Source organism: Bradyrhizobium brasilense (assembly GCF_029714345.1).
GTDB lineage: Bacteria > Pseudomonadota > Alphaproteobacteria > Rhizobiales > Xanthobacteraceae > Bradyrhizobium > Bradyrhizobium australafricanum.
Genome location: NZ_CP121669.1, coordinates 439,900 through 456,068 on the forward strand (window position 1 = coordinate 439,900; position 16,169 = coordinate 456,068).

The 16,169-nt window shown below is 64.4% G+C and carries 13 protein-coding genes; 10 read left to right on the forward strand and 3 right to left on the reverse strand.

What is annotated here, in order from left to right:
- Positions 1–154 precede the first annotated feature (154 nt).
- The 3 genes from acnA (at position 155) to QA635_RS02105 (ending at position 4,711) form a co-directional block, all read left to right on the forward strand.
- Positions 155–2,875 carry an aconitate hydratase AcnA gene (gene acnA / locus QA635_RS02095; protein WP_283066536.1) on the forward strand — a complete coding sequence of 907 codons (2,721 nt, stop codon included), beginning with the start codon at positions 155–157 and terminating at the stop codon, positions 2,873–2,875.
- Between the two features lie 161 nt (positions 2,876–3,036).
- Positions 3,037–3,798 carry a DUF1223 domain-containing protein gene (locus QA635_RS02100; protein WP_283066538.1) on the forward strand — a complete coding sequence of 254 codons (762 nt, stop codon included), beginning with the start codon at positions 3,037–3,039 and terminating at the stop codon, positions 3,796–3,798.
- Between the two features lie 541 nt (positions 3,799–4,339).
- Complete coding sequence (locus QA635_RS02105; protein WP_028340822.1) at positions 4,340–4,711, forward strand: DUF2794 domain-containing protein; 372 nt, start codon at positions 4,340–4,342, stop codon at positions 4,709–4,711.
- A 221-nt stretch (positions 4,712–4,932) separates the two neighbouring features.
- Here QA635_RS02105 and QA635_RS02110 read toward each other — a convergent pair whose 3' ends face one another.
- From QA635_RS02110 to QA635_RS02120, 3 genes are all read right to left on the reverse strand, one after another.
- Positions 4,933–5,724, reverse strand: a complete 792-nt coding sequence (locus QA635_RS02110; protein WP_021078796.1) for a Bax inhibitor-1/YccA family protein — start codon at positions 5,722–5,724, stop codon at positions 4,933–4,935.
- Between the two features lie 234 nt (positions 5,725–5,958).
- Positions 5,959–8,529, reverse strand: a complete 2,571-nt coding sequence (locus QA635_RS02115; RefSeq protein WP_283066544.1) for an ABC transporter permease — start codon at positions 8,527–8,529, stop codon at positions 5,959–5,961.
- Positions 8,526–9,245: an ABC transporter ATP-binding protein gene (locus tag QA635_RS02120; protein WP_283066546.1), complete on the reverse strand. Its 720-nt coding sequence runs from the start codon at positions 9,243–9,245 to the stop codon at positions 8,526–8,528. Before QA635_RS02120 ends, QA635_RS02115 begins: the two co-directional genes overlap by 4 nt.
- A gap of 55 nt (positions 9,246–9,300) precedes the next feature.
- Here QA635_RS02120 and QA635_RS02125 point away from each other — a divergent pair, with 55 nt between their 5' ends.
- The 7 genes from QA635_RS02125 to sucD all read left to right on the forward strand — a co-directional run bounded on the left by QA635_RS02125 (position 9,301) and on the right by sucD (position 15,945).
- Complete coding sequence (locus tag QA635_RS02125) at positions 9,301–9,960, forward strand: arylesterase (RefSeq protein WP_076834707.1); 660 nt, start codon at positions 9,301–9,303, stop codon at positions 9,958–9,960.
- A 166-nt stretch (positions 9,961–10,126) separates the two neighbouring features.
- Positions 10,127–10,663, forward strand: a complete 537-nt coding sequence (gene thpR / locus QA635_RS02130; protein ID WP_057020928.1) for an RNA 2',3'-cyclic phosphodiesterase — start codon at positions 10,127–10,129, stop codon at positions 10,661–10,663.
- A gap of 145 nt (positions 10,664–10,808) precedes the next feature.
- Positions 10,809–11,996, forward strand: coding sequence for a cell division protein ZapE (gene zapE / locus QA635_RS02135; protein WP_283066547.1), 1,188 nt, complete (start codon positions 10,809–10,811; stop codon positions 11,994–11,996).
- Positions 11,997–12,219: 223 nt separating this feature from the next.
- Entirely contained in the window at positions 12,220–13,188 is a 969-nt protein-coding gene (gene mdh / locus QA635_RS02140) for a malate dehydrogenase (RefSeq protein ID WP_028336306.1), read from the forward strand.
- A gap of 161 nt (positions 13,189–13,349) precedes the next feature.
- Positions 13,350–14,546: an ADP-forming succinate--CoA ligase subunit beta gene (sucC, locus tag QA635_RS02145; protein WP_283066550.1), complete on the forward strand. Its 1,197-nt coding sequence runs from the start codon at positions 13,350–13,352 to the stop codon at positions 14,544–14,546.
- A 2-nt stretch (positions 14,547–14,548) separates the two neighbouring features.
- Complete coding sequence (locus QA635_RS02150) at positions 14,549–15,025, forward strand: DUF1579 family protein (RefSeq protein ID WP_028340815.1); 477 nt, start codon at positions 14,549–14,551, stop codon at positions 15,023–15,025.
- A 38-nt stretch (positions 15,026–15,063) separates the two neighbouring features.
- The gene (gene sucD / locus QA635_RS02155; RefSeq protein WP_028340814.1) at positions 15,064–15,945 is read left to right on the forward strand and encodes a succinate--CoA ligase subunit alpha; all 882 of its coding nucleotides are present in this window, start codon (positions 15,064–15,066) and stop codon (positions 15,943–15,945) included.
- Positions 15,946–16,169 lie beyond the last annotated feature (224 nt).

Consider the following 16,169-nt stretch of genomic DNA (forward strand, 5'->3'; position numbering starts at 1 on the left):
TGGCGGCGCTTCTAGAAAGGTTCTATAAGCCCGGAACTTGATGCAGCACACACAATCGGCGGCCGCAACCCACCCCAGGCCATCCCTTGGCCAGTGTCGATCGCCGGTGTTTAGTTACCCTTGCCGGGTATAACTGAGAATTGGGATTCCTCGCATGACCTCGCTCGACAGCTTCAAATGCCGCAAGACCCTGAAGGTCGGCGGCAAGTCCTACGTCTATTACAGCCTGCCCCAGGCAGAGAAGAACGGACTGAAGGGGATTTCGAAGCTGCCGTATTCGATGAAGGTTCTGCTGGAGAACCTGCTGCGCAACGAGGACGGCCGCACCGTCAAGAAGGAAGACATCGTTGCGGTGTCGAAGTGGCTGAAGAAGCGCCAGCTCGAGCACGAAATCGCGTTCCGCCCGGCGCGCGTCCTGATGCAGGATTTCACCGGCGTCCCGGCCGTGGTCGACCTCGCGGCGATGCGCAACGCGATGCAGAACCTCGGCGGCGATGCCGAGAAGATCAACCCGCTGGTGCCGGTCGATCTCGTCATCGACCACTCGGTGATCGTCAACTTCTTCGGTGACAACAAGGCGTTCGCGAAGAACGTCACCGAGGAATACAAGCAGAACCAGGAGCGCTACGAGTTCCTGAAGTGGGGCCAGAAGGCGTTCTCGAACTTCTCGGTGGTGCCGCCCGGCACCGGTATCTGCCACCAGGTCAATCTCGAATATCTGGCGCAGACGGTGTGGACAAAGAAGGAGAAGATGACGGTCGGCCGGAAGACCGGCACCTTCGAGGTCGCCTATCCCGACTCGCTGGTCGGCACCGACTCGCACACCACGATGGTCAACGGCCTCGCCGTGCTCGGCTGGGGCGTGGGCGGCATCGAGGCGGAGGCCTGCATGCTCGGCCAGCCGCTGTCGATGCTGCTGCCCGAAGTGGTCGGCTTCAAGCTCAAGGGCCAGCTCAAGGAAGGCGTCACCGCGACCGACCTCGTGCTGACCGTCACCCAGATGCTGCGCAAGCTCGGCGTGGTCGGCAAGTTCGTCGAATTCTTCGGCCCGGGCCTCGACTATCTCTCGGTCGCGGACAAGGCGACCATCGGCAACATGGCGCCCGAATATGGCGCGACCTGCGGCTTCTTCCCGGTCGATGCCGCGACCATCGATTACCTGAAGACCTCGGGCCGCAAGGCCGATCGCGTCAAGCTGGTGCAGTCCTACGCCAAGGCGCAGGGCCTGTTCCGTACCGCCAAGTCGACTGACCCGGTGTTCACCACCACGCTGACGCTCGACCTCGGCGACGTCGTGCCGTCGATGGCCGGACCGAAGCGCCCCGAAGGCCGCATCGCGCTGCCGGCGGTGTCTACCGGTTTCGCGACCGCGCTGGTTGGCGAATACAAGAAGCCCGAGGGCGAGCAGAAGCGTTATGCGGTCGAGGGCCGTGACTTCGATCTCGGCCATGGCGACGTCGTGATCGCGGCGATCACCTCCTGCACCAACACCTCCAATCCGAGCGTGCTGATCGGCGCCGGCCTGCTGGCGCGCAAGGCGGCCGCCAAGGGCCTCAAGGCCAAGCCGTGGGTGAAGACCTCGCTCGCGCCGGGCAGCCAGGTGGTGGCGGAGTATCTCGCCAATTCCGGCCTGCAGGCCGATCTCGACAAGGTCGGCTTCAACCTCGTCGGCTTCGGCTGCACGACCTGCATCGGCAATTCCGGCCCGCTGCCGGAAGACATCTCGAAGTCGATCAACGAAAACGGCATCGTCGCCGCCGCCGTGCTGTCGGGCAACCGCAACTTCGAAGGCCGCGTCTCGCCCGACGTGCAGGCGAACTACCTCGCCTCGCCGCCGCTCGTCGTCGCGCATGCGCTCGCCGGCACCGTGACCAAGGATCTCGCGGTCGAGCCGCTCGGCATCGGCAAGGACGGCAAGCCGGTGTTCCTCAAGGACATCTGGCCGACCGCCAAGGAGATCAACGCCTTCATGAAGAAGTACGTCACCGCGACGATCTTCAAGAAGAAGTACGCCGACGTGTTCAAGGGCGATACCAACTGGCGCAAGATCAAGACCACGGAAAGCGAGACCTATCGCTGGAACATGAGCTCGACCTATGTGCAGAACCCGCCCTATTTCGAGGGCATGAAGAAGCAGCCCGACCCGGTCATCGACGTGGTCGACGCGCGGATCCTCGCGATGTTCGGCGATAAGATCACCACCGACCACATCTCGCCGGCCGGTTCGATCAAGCTGACCTCGCCCGCCGGCAAATTCCTCAGCGAGCACCAGGTGCGCCCCGCCGACTTCAACCAGTACGGCACGCGGCGCGGCAACCATGAAGTGATGATGCGCGGCACCTTCGCCAACATCCGCATCAAGAACTTCATGCTGAAGGGTGCCGACGGCAATATTCCGGAAGGCGGTTTGACCAGGCACTGGCCCGACGGCGAGCAGATGTCGATCTACGACGCCGCGATGAAGTACCAGCAGGAGAGCGTGCCGCTGGTGGTGTTCGCCGGCGCCGAATACGGCAACGGCTCGTCGCGCGACTGGGCCGCGAAGGGCACCCGCCTGCTCGGCGTGCGCGCGGTGATCTGCCAGAGCTTCGAGCGCATTCATCGCTCCAACCTGGTCGGCATGGGTGTGCTTCCGCTCACCTTCCAGGACGGCACGTCGTGGTCCTCGCTCGGCCTGAAGGGCGACGAGAAGGTCACGATCCGCGGGCTGCAGGGCGATCTGAAGCCGCGCCAGACGCTGACGGCCGAGATCGTCTCCGCTGACGGCGGCAAGAAGGATGTCCCGCTGCTCTGCCGCATCGATACGCTGGACGAGCTCGACTACTATCGCAACGGCGGCATCCTGCATTATGTGCTGCGCAAACTCGCGGCCTAACGCGGATTTGTGATCGGTGCCTCACCGCTTAGTGAGTAGCGACTAAAAAGAAGGCGGCCTATGAAAAGGCCGCTTTCTCGCGTTTTGGGGCACGCAAGTTCAGGGACAGACTTCATGCTCCGTACAATTACGGATGGAAATCATCACGACTGGTTCGCAGTATGACAGCGATGATGGCCTATAATTCTATCTCGCGATGGTCGAGCGCCCTTGGTATCTGCGCAATCGTCGCGATCATCCGCCCCGCCCACGCCGATCCGCGTGCTGTCGTCGAACTCTTCACCTCGCAGGGATGCTCCTCCTGTCCGCCCGCGGACAAGATCATCGGTGATCTCGCGAAGGACCCCAACGTCATCGCGCTGAGCATGCCGATCGACTATTGGGACTATCTCGGCTGGAAGGACACGCTGGCCGATTCCCGTTTCAGCGCGCGCCAGAAGGCCTATTCGCATGTACGCGGCGATCGCGACGTCTACACGCCGCAGGCCGTGATCAATGGCTCTGCGCATGTGATCGGCAGCGACCGCGCCAGTATCGAGGACGCCATCAAGAGCACCGAAAGGAGCGGCAGCGTGATGTCGGTGCCGGTGACGATGACGCTGAGCGGCAAGCAGATCAACGTGTCGGTCGCCGCGTCGAAGTCGCCCGCAGTGTCGCGCGGCGAGGTCTGGATCTGCTCGATCTCGAAGTCGGTGCCGATCTCGATCGCGCGCGGCGAGAACCGTGGCCGCGAGATCACCTACCACAACGTGGTGCGCAATCTCCTCAAGGTCGGTGACTGGAACGGTTCGTCCGGGAGCTGGACCGTGCCGCTGGAGAACATCACGCGTGACGGTGTCGATGCTGCGGCGGTGTACGTCCAGGACGGCAACCGCGACAAGCCGGGCCCGATGCTCGGCGCTGCCTTCACCTCGCTTCACTAGCGCCTCGCCACGGTAAGGCGCGATGCGCTGGCTTCGGCCGGTCGCGTCGCTGGCCGCACGCATATTGTCGTGCAGCCGCGCACGGCGACAAGCCTGCATCCAGTGATTTGCCGAAAAGGAAAGCGCCGGGGCTTTGCGCGCGTCCAGCTTGCGCAGGTCCCAAAAACAAAAAGGACCAACTTTCGTTGGCCCAGTGTTGGGATTTAACTCCCCTGCGAACAGGCCCGATCCCGACGGCCCCGGGGGGCTGGGGGCTGAGGAATCCGGAACCGAAAGGACCGGGCCAACGCAGGATTTCCTTTTCGCAGGGCAGCGGGGCGGGCGATGGGCGGAAGTGGGGCAGCAATATGATTCCGCTAACGTTCCCGTGACTCTGCGGTTTTCCGGACAATCCGCCGTGCGCGGCCGTGGTTAAGGCCCGGTTGCATTGCGATTGGCCCCTTGCGGGCACGCTCGCTTAGCGCGATCATGTCACTCTCGTGACGATCCCGAAGAGGGGCCTTCGGAACCCGATCGTCGCCGAGGTGACAGGAGGCGCTCGATGAGTTTGATCTCGGAGGACACCGATCCGAGCGGGAGTCGTGCCGCGGCGCGCACCGCCGCCGCGACCCCTCAGCCCAACCGCGTGACTTTCAATCGACTTGAACTCAACCGCATTCTCAATCTCTACGGCCGCATGGTCGCCGACGGCGAGTGGCGCGACTATGCGATCGACTTCCTGAAGGACCGTGCCGTGTTCTCGGTGTTCCGGCGCGCGTCGGAAGTGCCGATCTACCGGATCGAGAAGGATCCCCGGCTTGCGCGCAAGCAGGGCATGTACAGCGTGATTTCCGCGACCGGCCTGATCCTCCGTCGTGGCCATGAACTGGAACGCGTGCTGTTCGTGATCGATCGCAAGCTGTCGCTGGTCTAAGCGCGTCAGGTCAGTCTGCTTGTAGCCCGGATGGAGCCAACGGGTCGCGCGAACGCGCCCGATGGCAGGCTCCGCGTAATCCGGGGCCGTTGAAGCCGCGGATGAGCCTGTCCCGGATTTCGCTTGCGCTTCATCCGGGCTACATCACATCTCGCCTCGCCCAAAAGAAAAGCCCCGGCGGGATGGCCGGGGCTTGGATTTGATCGGCTCGCTCGAGGCGCTTAGTCGCGCTGGCCGAGCAGCTGCAGGAGCAGCGTGAACAGGTTGATGAAGTTCAGGTAGAGCGACAGCGCACCAGTGATTGCCGCACGCTCTGCCATCACGCCACCCTGCGAGGCGTAGCCGTAGATGTAGTCGTTCTTGAGCCGCTGGGTGTCCCAGGCGGTGAGGCCCGCGAACACCAGCACGCCGACCACCGACACGATGAACTGCAGCGCCGAGCTCGCCAGGAACAGGTTGACCAGGCTCGCAATGATGATGCCGATCAGACCCATGAACAGGAACGAGCCCATGCCGCTCATGTCACGCTTGGTGGTGTAGCCGTAGAGGCTCAGCGCACCGAACGTCGCCGCGGTGATGAAGAACACGCGCACGATCGAGGTGTGCGTGTACACCAGGAAGATCGACGACAGCGACAGGCCCATCAGCGCCGAGAACACCCAGAACAGGAGTTGGGCGGTCGCGGGCTGCAGGCGGTTGATGCCGGCCGAGATGACGAACACCATCGCCAGAGGGGCGAGGATGAACAGCCACTTCAGCGGGCTCACGAACATCGCGTAGCCGAACTGCGTCAGATAGGCGTTGCCGAACTTGGCGACGGCGGCCGACTGGTCGGTCGTCACCGCACCCATGTAGACGCCGAGCGCGGCGAGGCCGGTGATGGCCAGGCCGATGCTCATGTAGTTGTAGATGCGCAGCATGTAGGCGCGCAGACCGGCGTCGACGGCCGCAGCGTCAATGCGCCCGGCGGCCCGGCCGAAAGGAGAAGCGTAGTTGCGGTCTAGGTCCGACATGGTCGAATTCCCGTGGTTGGTCCCGGTGGAGCGCAAGGGATTTGCGGCGCCGGTCGTAAATCTATCTCAGATGGCTCGGTTTGCGGAACATTAATTCCGTGTCATTCAAACCGACTATCCGACCCGATTGGTATGTGGGAAATTAACACATCCGACGCAAGCTTCCACGCGCGGCCGAATGTCGCTCTGCCCTAGCATCATAGGCAAAAACGGCGCTCGCGCCGCTACATTTTGTCACAAATTCCGCAACACTGAGGCCGGCTTCTGGTTTAGCGCGAGCAGCGTCCCGGCGAGCCCCAGTCCGACCGTGACGACCAGCGCGGCGACCACGACCAGCGCGGCGCTGCCGGCCTGCCAGATAAAACTCAGCGTCATCAGCCTAGTCACGATCAGCCAGGCCGCGATCGAGCCGGCGATCACCCCGAACACCGCGGTTGCAAAACCGATCATCAGATACTCCAGCGCGTAGGCGCCGAGCAGTCGCACCCGCGTGGCGCCGAGCGTCTTGAGAATCACGGCGTCATAGACGCGGTGACGGTGTCCGGCGGCGAGCGCGCCGCCGAGCACCAGGATCGCGGAGATCAGCGTCACGGCGCTGGCGCCGCGGATCGCCAGCACCAGATTGCTGACCACGCTGCCGACCGTCTCCAGCGCCTCGCGGACCCGCACGCTGGTCACCATCGGGAACGCGTCGGCGACCTGCTTGATGATGCGCGCGTCGTCGGCGGAATCGGCGTGTGGTTCCGTCAGGGTCGCGACATGGCTGTGCGGCGCGCCCTTGAAGGCATTCGGCGAGAACACCAGCACAAAATTGATGCCGAGGCCCTGCCAGTCGATGTTGCGCAGGTTGGCGATCTTCGCCGGCACGTCACGGCCGAGCACGTTGACGACGATCTCGTCGCCGATCTTCAACGACAGGCCGTCGGCGATCTTCTTCTCCATCGAGACCAGCGGCGGCCCGCTGTAGTCCGGCCCCCACCATTCGCCTTCGACGATCTTCGAGCCCTTGGGAATTTCGCCGGTATAGGTCAGGCCCCGGTCGCTCTGCAGCACCCATTCCGAATCGACCGACGGCTTGAGCTGGTCGGCCTTGACGCCGCGCGCGGCCACGATGCGCCCGCGCAGCATCGGCACGTCCTCGACGGTCGAGCCGGCGGCGACCTTGGCCAGGAAGGCATTGAAGCGGTCGGCTTCGGTGGAGGGAATGTCGATGAAGAAGAACGACGGCGCCCGCTCCGGCAGGGCGGCCAGGAATTGCCGGCGCAGATTGCCGTCGATCTGGGTGATGGTGACGAGCACCGCCAGCCCGAGCCCCAGCGACAGCACCACCGACGGCGTCAGCGCGCCCGGCCGGTGGATGTTGGCGATCGCCAGCCGCAGCATGGTCATGCGGCTGCGCGGCAGCCGCCGCGCCACCGCCATCAGAAGCTCGGCGATTCCGCGCAGCAGCAGGAACACTGCGATCGACGAGGCGACGAACACGGCGGCGACCCGCTTGTCATAGGCAAGCCCGATCGCGACGCCGATCAGGAGCGCGATCACCACGGCCATCAGCGCCAGATAGCTCCAGCGCGGGCGATGCCACTCGCTGGTGACGGTCTCGCGGAACAGCGCGGCGACCGGTACGTCATGCACCCGGCCGAGCGGCCACAGCCCGAAAGCCAGCGCGGTGAGCTGGCCGTAGAGGAAGGACAGCGCGAGCTCGTCGGGATGCAGCGCAGGCACGACCGGCAGCGGCAGCAGCTTGCCGAACAGGCCGACGATGGCGAAGGGGAGCGCGGCGCCGAGCACGAGCCCGATCACCGAGCCGATCCCGGCCAGCACCACCACCTGCGTGCAGTAGATCGTGAAGACGTCGCGGCCGGTGGCGCCGAGCGCCTTGAACGAAGCGATGACGTCGCGGCGCCGGTCGATATGGCTCTTCACCGCGTTGGCGACGCCGACACCGCCGACCAAGAGCGCCGCGAGGCCGACCAGGGTCAGGAACTGGGTGAAGCGGTTGATGGTGCGCTCGAGCTGCGGCGAGGCATTGCTGCGGCTGCGGACCTCCCAGCCGGCCTCCGGCGCGGCGGCCCGCGCGCCGTCGATCAGCGCGGTGGTGGCGCGATCGTCGTTGGCGCCGTCAGGCAGTTTCACGCGGTAGATCCAGCGCACCAGGCTGCCCGGTTGCAGCAGGTCGGTGGCGCGCAGGCTGGCTTCGCTGACCAGGAAGCGCGGCCCGAGGCCGACGCCGCCGGCGAGCTTGTCGGGCTCGGCCACCACCACGCTGCGGATCTGGTAGGTCGCACTGCCGATGGTGACGCGGTCACCGAGCTTCAGGTCGAGCCGCGCCAGCAACGTCGAATCGGCGGCCGCGCCGTAGACGCCGTCGCGTTCGGCCAGCAGATCGGCGACCGGCATGTTCGGCTCGAGCGTCAGCTCGCCGAGCATCGGATATTTGCCGTCGACCGCCTTGAGCTCGACCAGCGCCAGCTTGCCGTCATTGCTGCGAGCCATCGCGCGCAGCGTGGCCGCGATCGAAACCTCGCCGCGCGTGCGCAGATAGGCGACCTCGTTGGGCTTGGCCTCGCGCGAGATCAGCGAGAACGCGACGTCGCCGCCGAGCAGCGTGCGTCCCTCGCGGGACAGGCCGTCGCCAAGGCTCGCGGCGACCGAGCCGACGCCGGCAATCGCCATCACGCCGAGCGCGATGCAGGCGATGAACACGTAGAAGCCGCGCAGGCCGCCGCGCAATTCGCGCAGCGCATAACGGAAGGCAAGCGACGACGCGCGGCCCTGCACCGCGACTTCGGACGCGATGCTCATGTCGTGGATGGTCCGTCGATGCGGCCGGAGCGCAGCCGCACGACGCGGTCGCAGCGCTGCGCGAGCGCGAGATCGTGCGTCACCAGCACCAGGGTCATGCCGCGCTCGGCGTGCTTGGTGAACAGCAGGTCGACGATCTGCTTGCCCGTCGTCTCGTCGAGATTCCCGGTCGGCTCGTCGGCAACGAGGATCGCGGGATCGGGTGCGAGCGCGCGCGCGATCGCGACGCGCTGCTGCTCGCCGCCGGAGAGTTGCGTCGGATAGTGATGCAGGCGCTCGCCGAGCCCGACCGATTGCAACTCCTGCGCGGCGCGCCCGGCGGCATCGGGATTGCCGGCGAGCTCGAGCGGCACCGCGACATTCTCCAGCGCCGTCATGGTCGGGATCAGATGGAACGACTGGAAGACGATGCCGACCTGGCGGCCGCGGAAGCGCGCCAGCGCATCTTCATCGAGGGCATTGAACGAGGTGCCGTTGACGACCACTTCTCCACTGTCAGGACGTTCGAGCCCCGCCATTACCATCAGCAAGGTCGACTTGCCCGAGCCCGACGGGCCGATCAGGCCGATGGCCTCACCGGCCGCCACACGAAGGCTGATATCTTTGAGGATATGGACCCGTGCCGCGCCGGTGCCGAGCGAGAGATTGACGTTCCTGACGGCAATGGTGTCCGGCTCGACGTCGGTCAGTGAAGAGGATTCGATGAGACTGTCCATGGTTCGGTCATATGGCACTTCCGCGGCTGCGGTCGAGGGCCGGTTGAGAATCTTCGTGCACATACTCGTGTTGCTTATGGGCTTGATGACGGCGGCCAGCGCGCAGACGCCAAGGCTGGAGAATGGCCCGGAGAAGGGCCCGGCGAAGCCGATCAAGATGGTGGTGCTGGGCGATTCCCTAAGCGCCGGGTATGGCCTTCCGGGCCCGGCGGCATTCCCGATCCGGCTGCAAAAGGCGTTGGAAGCCAAGGGGATAAAGGTCGAGATGAGCAATGCCGGGGTGTCCGGCGACACCGCCTCGGGCGGCCGCGAGCGGCTCGACTGGTCGGTGCCTGATGGAACCGATGCCGTGATTGTCGAGCTCGGCGCCAACGATGCCTTGCGCGGCATCGATCCCGCCGTCACGCGTGCCGCGCTCTCCGACATCATCACAAAGTTGCAGGCGCGCAAGATCGCCGTGCTCTTGTGCGGCATGCTCGCGCCACCGAACTATGGCAGTGAGTACGCAGCGAAGTTCAACGCGATCTATCCGGATCTCTCGAAGACCCTTGGCGTGCCGCTCTATCCGTTCTTCCTCGATGGGGTTGCCGCCGACGCGAAGCTCAACCAGGCCGACGGCATGCATCCGACGGCAGCAGGTGTGGACATCGTTGTGAAAAATATCCTGCCCACAGTGGAGGCATTTCTCGGCGCAATATCAGGGCAACGCAGTTGAAGCGCAGGCAGTGAGCCGTGTCGTGCCCGTAGGTTTACGAGCTGTTAACGGGTCATGCTTCGCAGAGTCACATATCTCGGGTACAAATAGGCATCGGTGATTCGTCGCCGGGCCGTTACAGGGTGCGGGCTCCCAAAACCCGCGCCAAGCATCGAGGATTATTGCGATGCCGCGTCTGTTCACTGGACTGGAAATTCCGGCCGATATCGGCCAAACCCTCTCCAGCTTGCGTGGCGGCCTTCCCGGCGCACGCTGGATCGATCCCGAAAATTATCACGTCACTTTGCGCTTCATCGGCGATATCGATGGCATGTGGGCCAACGAGATCGCGACGATGTTGTTTCGGGTAAACCGCAAGCCGTTCGAGGTCAAATTGCAAGGCCTGTCGAGCTTCGGCGGACGCAAGCCGCGCGCGGTGGTTGCCGCCGTCGAGCCGAGCCGGCCGTTGATCGAACTGCAGGCCGAGCTCGAGCGGATGATGCAGCGGATGGGGCTCGATCCCGAGGGCAGGAAATTCACGCCACATGTCACACTCGCGCGTCTGCATGACGCTTCGAGCCAGGACGTCGCGGATTATCTGTCCGTGCGCGGCTACTTCCCGAGCCGCAGTTTCCTGGCGGACCGCTTCGTGCTGTTCTCGTCGCGCGCGTCGACAGGCGGCGGCCCCTATGTGGTCGAGGATTCCTACGCGCTCTGCGCGTGAGGTTTCTTAGGCTCGCGGCTCGGCAAGGCTCGTGCGGCGGCGGGGTATGCAAGGGCTTGCCTTGCATACCCGCCTGGGCCTGCATACCGGCTGGCACAATTCACGGCTTGCAATTTGCCGCGCACTAGGGCCGTAAGGTGGGCTCATGCTGTCCACCTCGCCCAGTTCCTTTCTCGAGCTCTACAAATCCCTGGTCGCCTCCGGCGCGATCGAGGCCGATCCCGCCCAGGCCCGCGCCGCCGAGGCATTCGGCGCGCTGGATGAGCGGCTCGCGAGCTACAAGCCGCAGCGCAAGCAAGGCCTGTTCGGGCGGCTGTTCGGCGGCGACAAGGACGACAAGCCGCCGCACGGGCTCTACGTGCATGGCGAGGTCGGCCGCGGCAAGACCATGCTGATGGATCTGTTCTTCCAGCAGAGCCCGGTCGAGCACAAGCGCCGTGCGCACTTCCACGAATTCATGGCCGAGGCGCATGAGCGCATCTACGGCTACCGTCAGCAGATCGCGCGCGGTGAGATCGCGGACGGCGACGTGATCGCGCTCACCGCGCAGGCGATCTTCGACGAAGCCTGGCTGCTCTGCTTCGACGAATTTCACGTCACCGACATCGCCGATGCGATGATCCTCGGCCGGCTGTTCGCAAAGCTGTTCGAACTCGGCACCGTCGTGGTCGCGACCTCGAACGTTGCGCCTGAGGATCTCTACAAGGGCGGGCTCAATCGCGCGCTGTTCCTGCCGTTCATTGCGCAGATCTCCGACCACATGGACGTGTTGCGGCTCGATGCGCGCACCGACTTCCGGCTGGAGAAACTTGTCGGCGTCAAGATGTGGTTGGTGCCGGCGGATGACGCAGCCGATGCCGCGCTCAACGCGGCCTGGCGCAAGATGACCGGCAATGCCCCGTGCAAGGCGCGCCTCATTCCGATCAAGGGACGCATCCTGAACGTGCCCTGCTCGGCGCACGGCGTCGCGCGCTTCAGCTTCATGGACATCTGCGAGAAGCCGCTGGCCGCGTCCGACTATCTCAGGCTCGCGCACGACTACCATACGATCCTGATCGACCACATTCCGGTGATGGACTACGCCGAGCGCAACGCCGCCAAGCGCTTCATCTCGCTGATCGACACGCTCTATGACAATGCCGTGAAGCTGATGGCCTCGGCCGAGGCCGATCCGGTGTCGCTGTACCTTGCGACCGACGGCGTCGAGGCGATGGAGTTCAAGCGCACATCCTCGCGCCTGATCGAAATGAGCTCGGAATCCTACCTGGCGCTGCCGCACGGCCGGAAGGACTCCTCCGCGAGCGGCGCGTCGACCGGCCTGGTCGAGACCTGAAATTCAGCCTCGAAATTCCGTCTCGAAATTCCGTCTTGCGCGCGGTCCGGTTCGGAGCAACTTTTCGTGTCTCCGCGGCGGATGTTGCTGGCATGCCTGATCGAATTCCAGGCAGGGCCCGCAATCGGGCAGGCCGCGACTTGAATGGATCATTCGAAAGGGATAACCACCCTTGCAACCGACTTCCCTCCCTCCCGTACACAGTTCAAAGGACTGATTTCCCATGGCACGCGACAAGATTGCTCTGATTGGCTCCGGACAGATCGGCGGAACGCTGGCGCACCTCGTCGGCCTCAAGGAACTCGGAGACGTCGTGCTGTTCGATATTGCCGAGGGCGTGCCGCAGGGCAAAGCGCTCGACATCGCGCAGTCGTCGCCGGTCGACGGTTTCGATTCCAATCTGGTCGGCGCCAATTCCTATGAAGCGCTCGACGGCGCCAAGGTCTGCATCGTCACCGCCGGCGTGCCGCGCAAGCCCGGCATGAGCCGCGACGATCTCCTTTCCATCAACCTCAAGGTCATGGAGCAGGTCGGCGCCGGCATCAAGAAGTACGCGCCCGACGCTTTCGTCATCTGCATCACCAACCCGCTCGACGCCATGGTGTGGGCGCTGCAGAAGGCCTCGGGCCTGCCGCACAAGAAGGTGGTCGGCATGGCCGGCGTGCTCGACTCCGCGCGTTTCCGCTATTTCCTGGCCGACGAATTCCACGTCTCGGTCGAGGACGTCACCGCCTTCGTGCTCGGCGGCCATGGCGACACCATGGTGCCGCTGACCCGCTACTCGACCGTCGCCGGCATTCCGCTGCCCGACCTCGTCAAGATGGGCTGGACCTCGCAGGCGCGCATCGATGAGATCGTCGATCGCACCCGCAACGGCGGCGCCGAGATCGTCAACCTGCTCAAGACCGGCTCCGCCTTCTATGCGCCGGCGGCGTCCGCGATCGCGATGGCCGAGAGCTACCTGAAGGACAAGAAGCGCGTGCTGCCCTGCGCCGCCTATCTCAACGGCGAGTACGGCGTGAAGGACATGTATGTCGGCGTGCCGGTCGTGGTCGGCGCCAAGGGTGTCGAGCGCATCGTCGAGATCGAACTGGCGGGCAAGGACCGCGAGGCTTTCGACAAGTCGGTCGGTGCGGTGCAGGGCCTGGTCGACGCCTGCAAGAAGATCGCGCCCGATCTGCTCGGCAAGTAATCTCGATTGGCAATGACCCGATAGGCGGTTTCAATCGCCTGTCGGGTGCAAGGCGATGAAATTCCGGCGGATTTTTTAGTTGCGCGAGCTTTGGTATATGGTATGCCAGTCTCAAGGCTGACGTAAAAGGTCGCCGCACGAGGGTTTGGGAGCGTCTTTCCATGAATATCCATGAATACCAGGCCAAGGCTTTGCTGCATGAATTCGGCGTGCCGATCTCGCGCGGCGTGCCGGTGCTGAAGCCGGAAGAGGCCGACGCGGCGGCCAAGCAGCTGCCCGGCCCGATCTGGGTGGTGAAGAGCCAGATCCATGCCGGCGGCCGCGGCAAGGGCAAGTTCAAGGAAGCATCGGCCGGCGACAAGGGCGGTGTCCGCATCGCCAAATCGGCCGCCGAGGTCAGCGAATTCGCCAAGCAGATGCTCGGCGCGACGCTGGTCACGGTGCAGACCGGTCCGCACGGCAAGCAGGTCAATCGCCTCTACATCGAGGAAGGCTCCGACATCGACAAGGAGTTCTACCTCTCGATCCTGGTCAATCGCGAGACCTCCGAAATTTCCTTCGTGGTGTCGACCGAAGGCGGCGTGAATATCGAAGAGGTCGCGCATTCGACCCCGGAAAAGATCGTCTCGTTCTCGGTCGATCCCGCGACCGGCATCATGCCGCATCACGGCCGCACGGTTGCCAAGGCGCTGAAGCTGACCGGCGATCTCGCCAAGCAGACCGAGAAGCTGACCGGCCAGCTCTATGCCGCCTTCGCCGCCAAGGACATGGCGATGCTCGAGATCAATCCGCTCGTCGTCACCAAGCAGGGCCAGCTGCGCGTGCTCGACGCCAAGGTGTCGTTCGACAGCAACGCGCTCTATCGTCATCCGGACGTGGTCGCGCTGCGCGACGAGACCGAGGAAGATGCCAAGGAGATCGAGGCGTCGAAATACGACCTCAACTACGTCGCGCTCGACGGCACGATCGGCTGCATGGTCAACGGCGCCGGCCTCGCCATGGCGACCATGGACATCATCAAGCTGTACGGCATGGAGCCGGCGAACTTCCTCGACGTCGGCGGCGGCGCCAGCGTGGAGAAGGTCGCGGCCGCGTTCAAGATCATCACCGCCGATCCGAACGTGAAGGGCATCCTGGTCAACATCTTCGGCGGCATCATGAAGTGCGACGTGATCGCCGAGGGCGTGGTCGCCGCGGTGAAGCAGGTCGGCCTCAAGGTGCCGCTGGTGGTGCGCCTTGAAGGCACCAATGTCGAGCAGGGCAAGAAGATCATCCGCGAGAGCGGCCTCAACGTCCTGCCCGCCGACAACCTCGATGACGCTGCACAGAAGATCGTGAAAGCCGTCAAGGGAGGCTAACGATGGCCGATCATCTCGACGCTCCGACACCGCTGGACGAACACCGCAAGCTCGCGGCGTTTGCGGGCGAGTGGAGCGGCGAAGAGATGGTCTATCCATCGCGCTGGACCGCGGGCGGTCCGGCCACCTCTCACGTCGTTGCGCGCATCGCGCTCAACGGCTTCTACCTGATCCAGGACAGCGTGCAGACCCGCGACGGCAAGGAGAGCTTCGCCACCCACGGCGTGTTCACCTACGACCGCGACGATCGGGCCTACAAATTGTTCTGGCACGACTCGCTCGGCTACTACCCGCCGTCGCCGGCGTCCGGTGGCTGGGCGGGCAAGTCGCTGATCCTGGTGCGCGGCTCGCTGCGCGGCAATGCCCGTCACGTCTACGAGGTCGTCGACGACGACACCTACAACATGAAAATCCAGTTCTCGCCTGACGCGGAAGGGTGGGCCGACGTGCTCACCGGCGTGTACCGGCGTGTTCACTGAAACCCTTCACTGATCGTCTCGCGAAAGCATCTCGAACCATGTCCATTCTGATCGACAAGAACACCAAGGTCATCTGCCAGGGCTTCACCGGCAAGAACGGCACGTTCCATTCGGAAGCGGCGATCGCTTACGGCACCAAGATGGTCGGCGGCGTGGCGCCCGGCAAAGGCGGCTCGACCCATCTCAACCTGCCGGTGTTCGACACCGTCGCCGAAGCGCGCGAGAAGACCGGCGCCGACGCCAGCGTGGTCTATGTTCCGCCGCCGGGTGCGGCGGACGCGATCTGCGAGGCGATCGACGCGGAGATCCCGCTGATCGTCTGCATCACCGAGGGCATCCCGGTGCTCGACATGGTGCGCGTGAAGCGCTCGCTGTCGGGCTCGAAGTCGCGGCTGATCGGGCCGAACTGCCCCGGCGTGATGACCGCCGGCGAATGCAAGATCGGCATCATGCCGGCCAACATCTTCAAGCCCGGCTCGGTCGGCATCGTCTCCCGCTCCGGCACCCTGACCTATGAGGCGGTGTTCCAGACCACCCAGGAGGGTCTCGGCCAGACCACCGCGGTCGGCATCGGCGGCGACCCGGTCAAGGGCACCGAGTTCATCGACATGCTGGAGATGTTCCTGGCCGATGAGAAGACCAAATCGATCGTGATGATCGGTGAAATCGGCGGTTCCGCCGAGGAAGACGCCGCCCAGTTCCTCAAGGACGAGGCCAAGCGCGGCCGCAAGAAGCCGATGGTCGGCTTCATTGCCGGTGTCACCGCACCTCCCGGCCGCCGCATGGGCCATGCCGGCGCCATCATCTCGGGCGGCAAGGGCGACGCCGGTTCCAAGACCGCGGCGATGGAAGCCGCCGGCATCAGGGTGTCGCCATCGCCGGCGCGCCTCGGGCATACGCTCGCGGAGATGCTGAAGTAACCGCCGTCCGGCGAGTTCCCCTCGAGGTTTGGCGTGATTTGGGGCGGGTTCTCCTTGGGGAACCCGCTTTTTTATTGCGTTTTGGTGCCGAAATGCCGATCAATAAAAAATGAAAATATATTCATTTCTTAGTTCTTTTAGACAGGAATATCTGTCCTAGATAGGGTAAAGGGTATCAATCCAGCCGGCGCACTTCCAGACCGGCACCAGCGCCGTCTTCTACG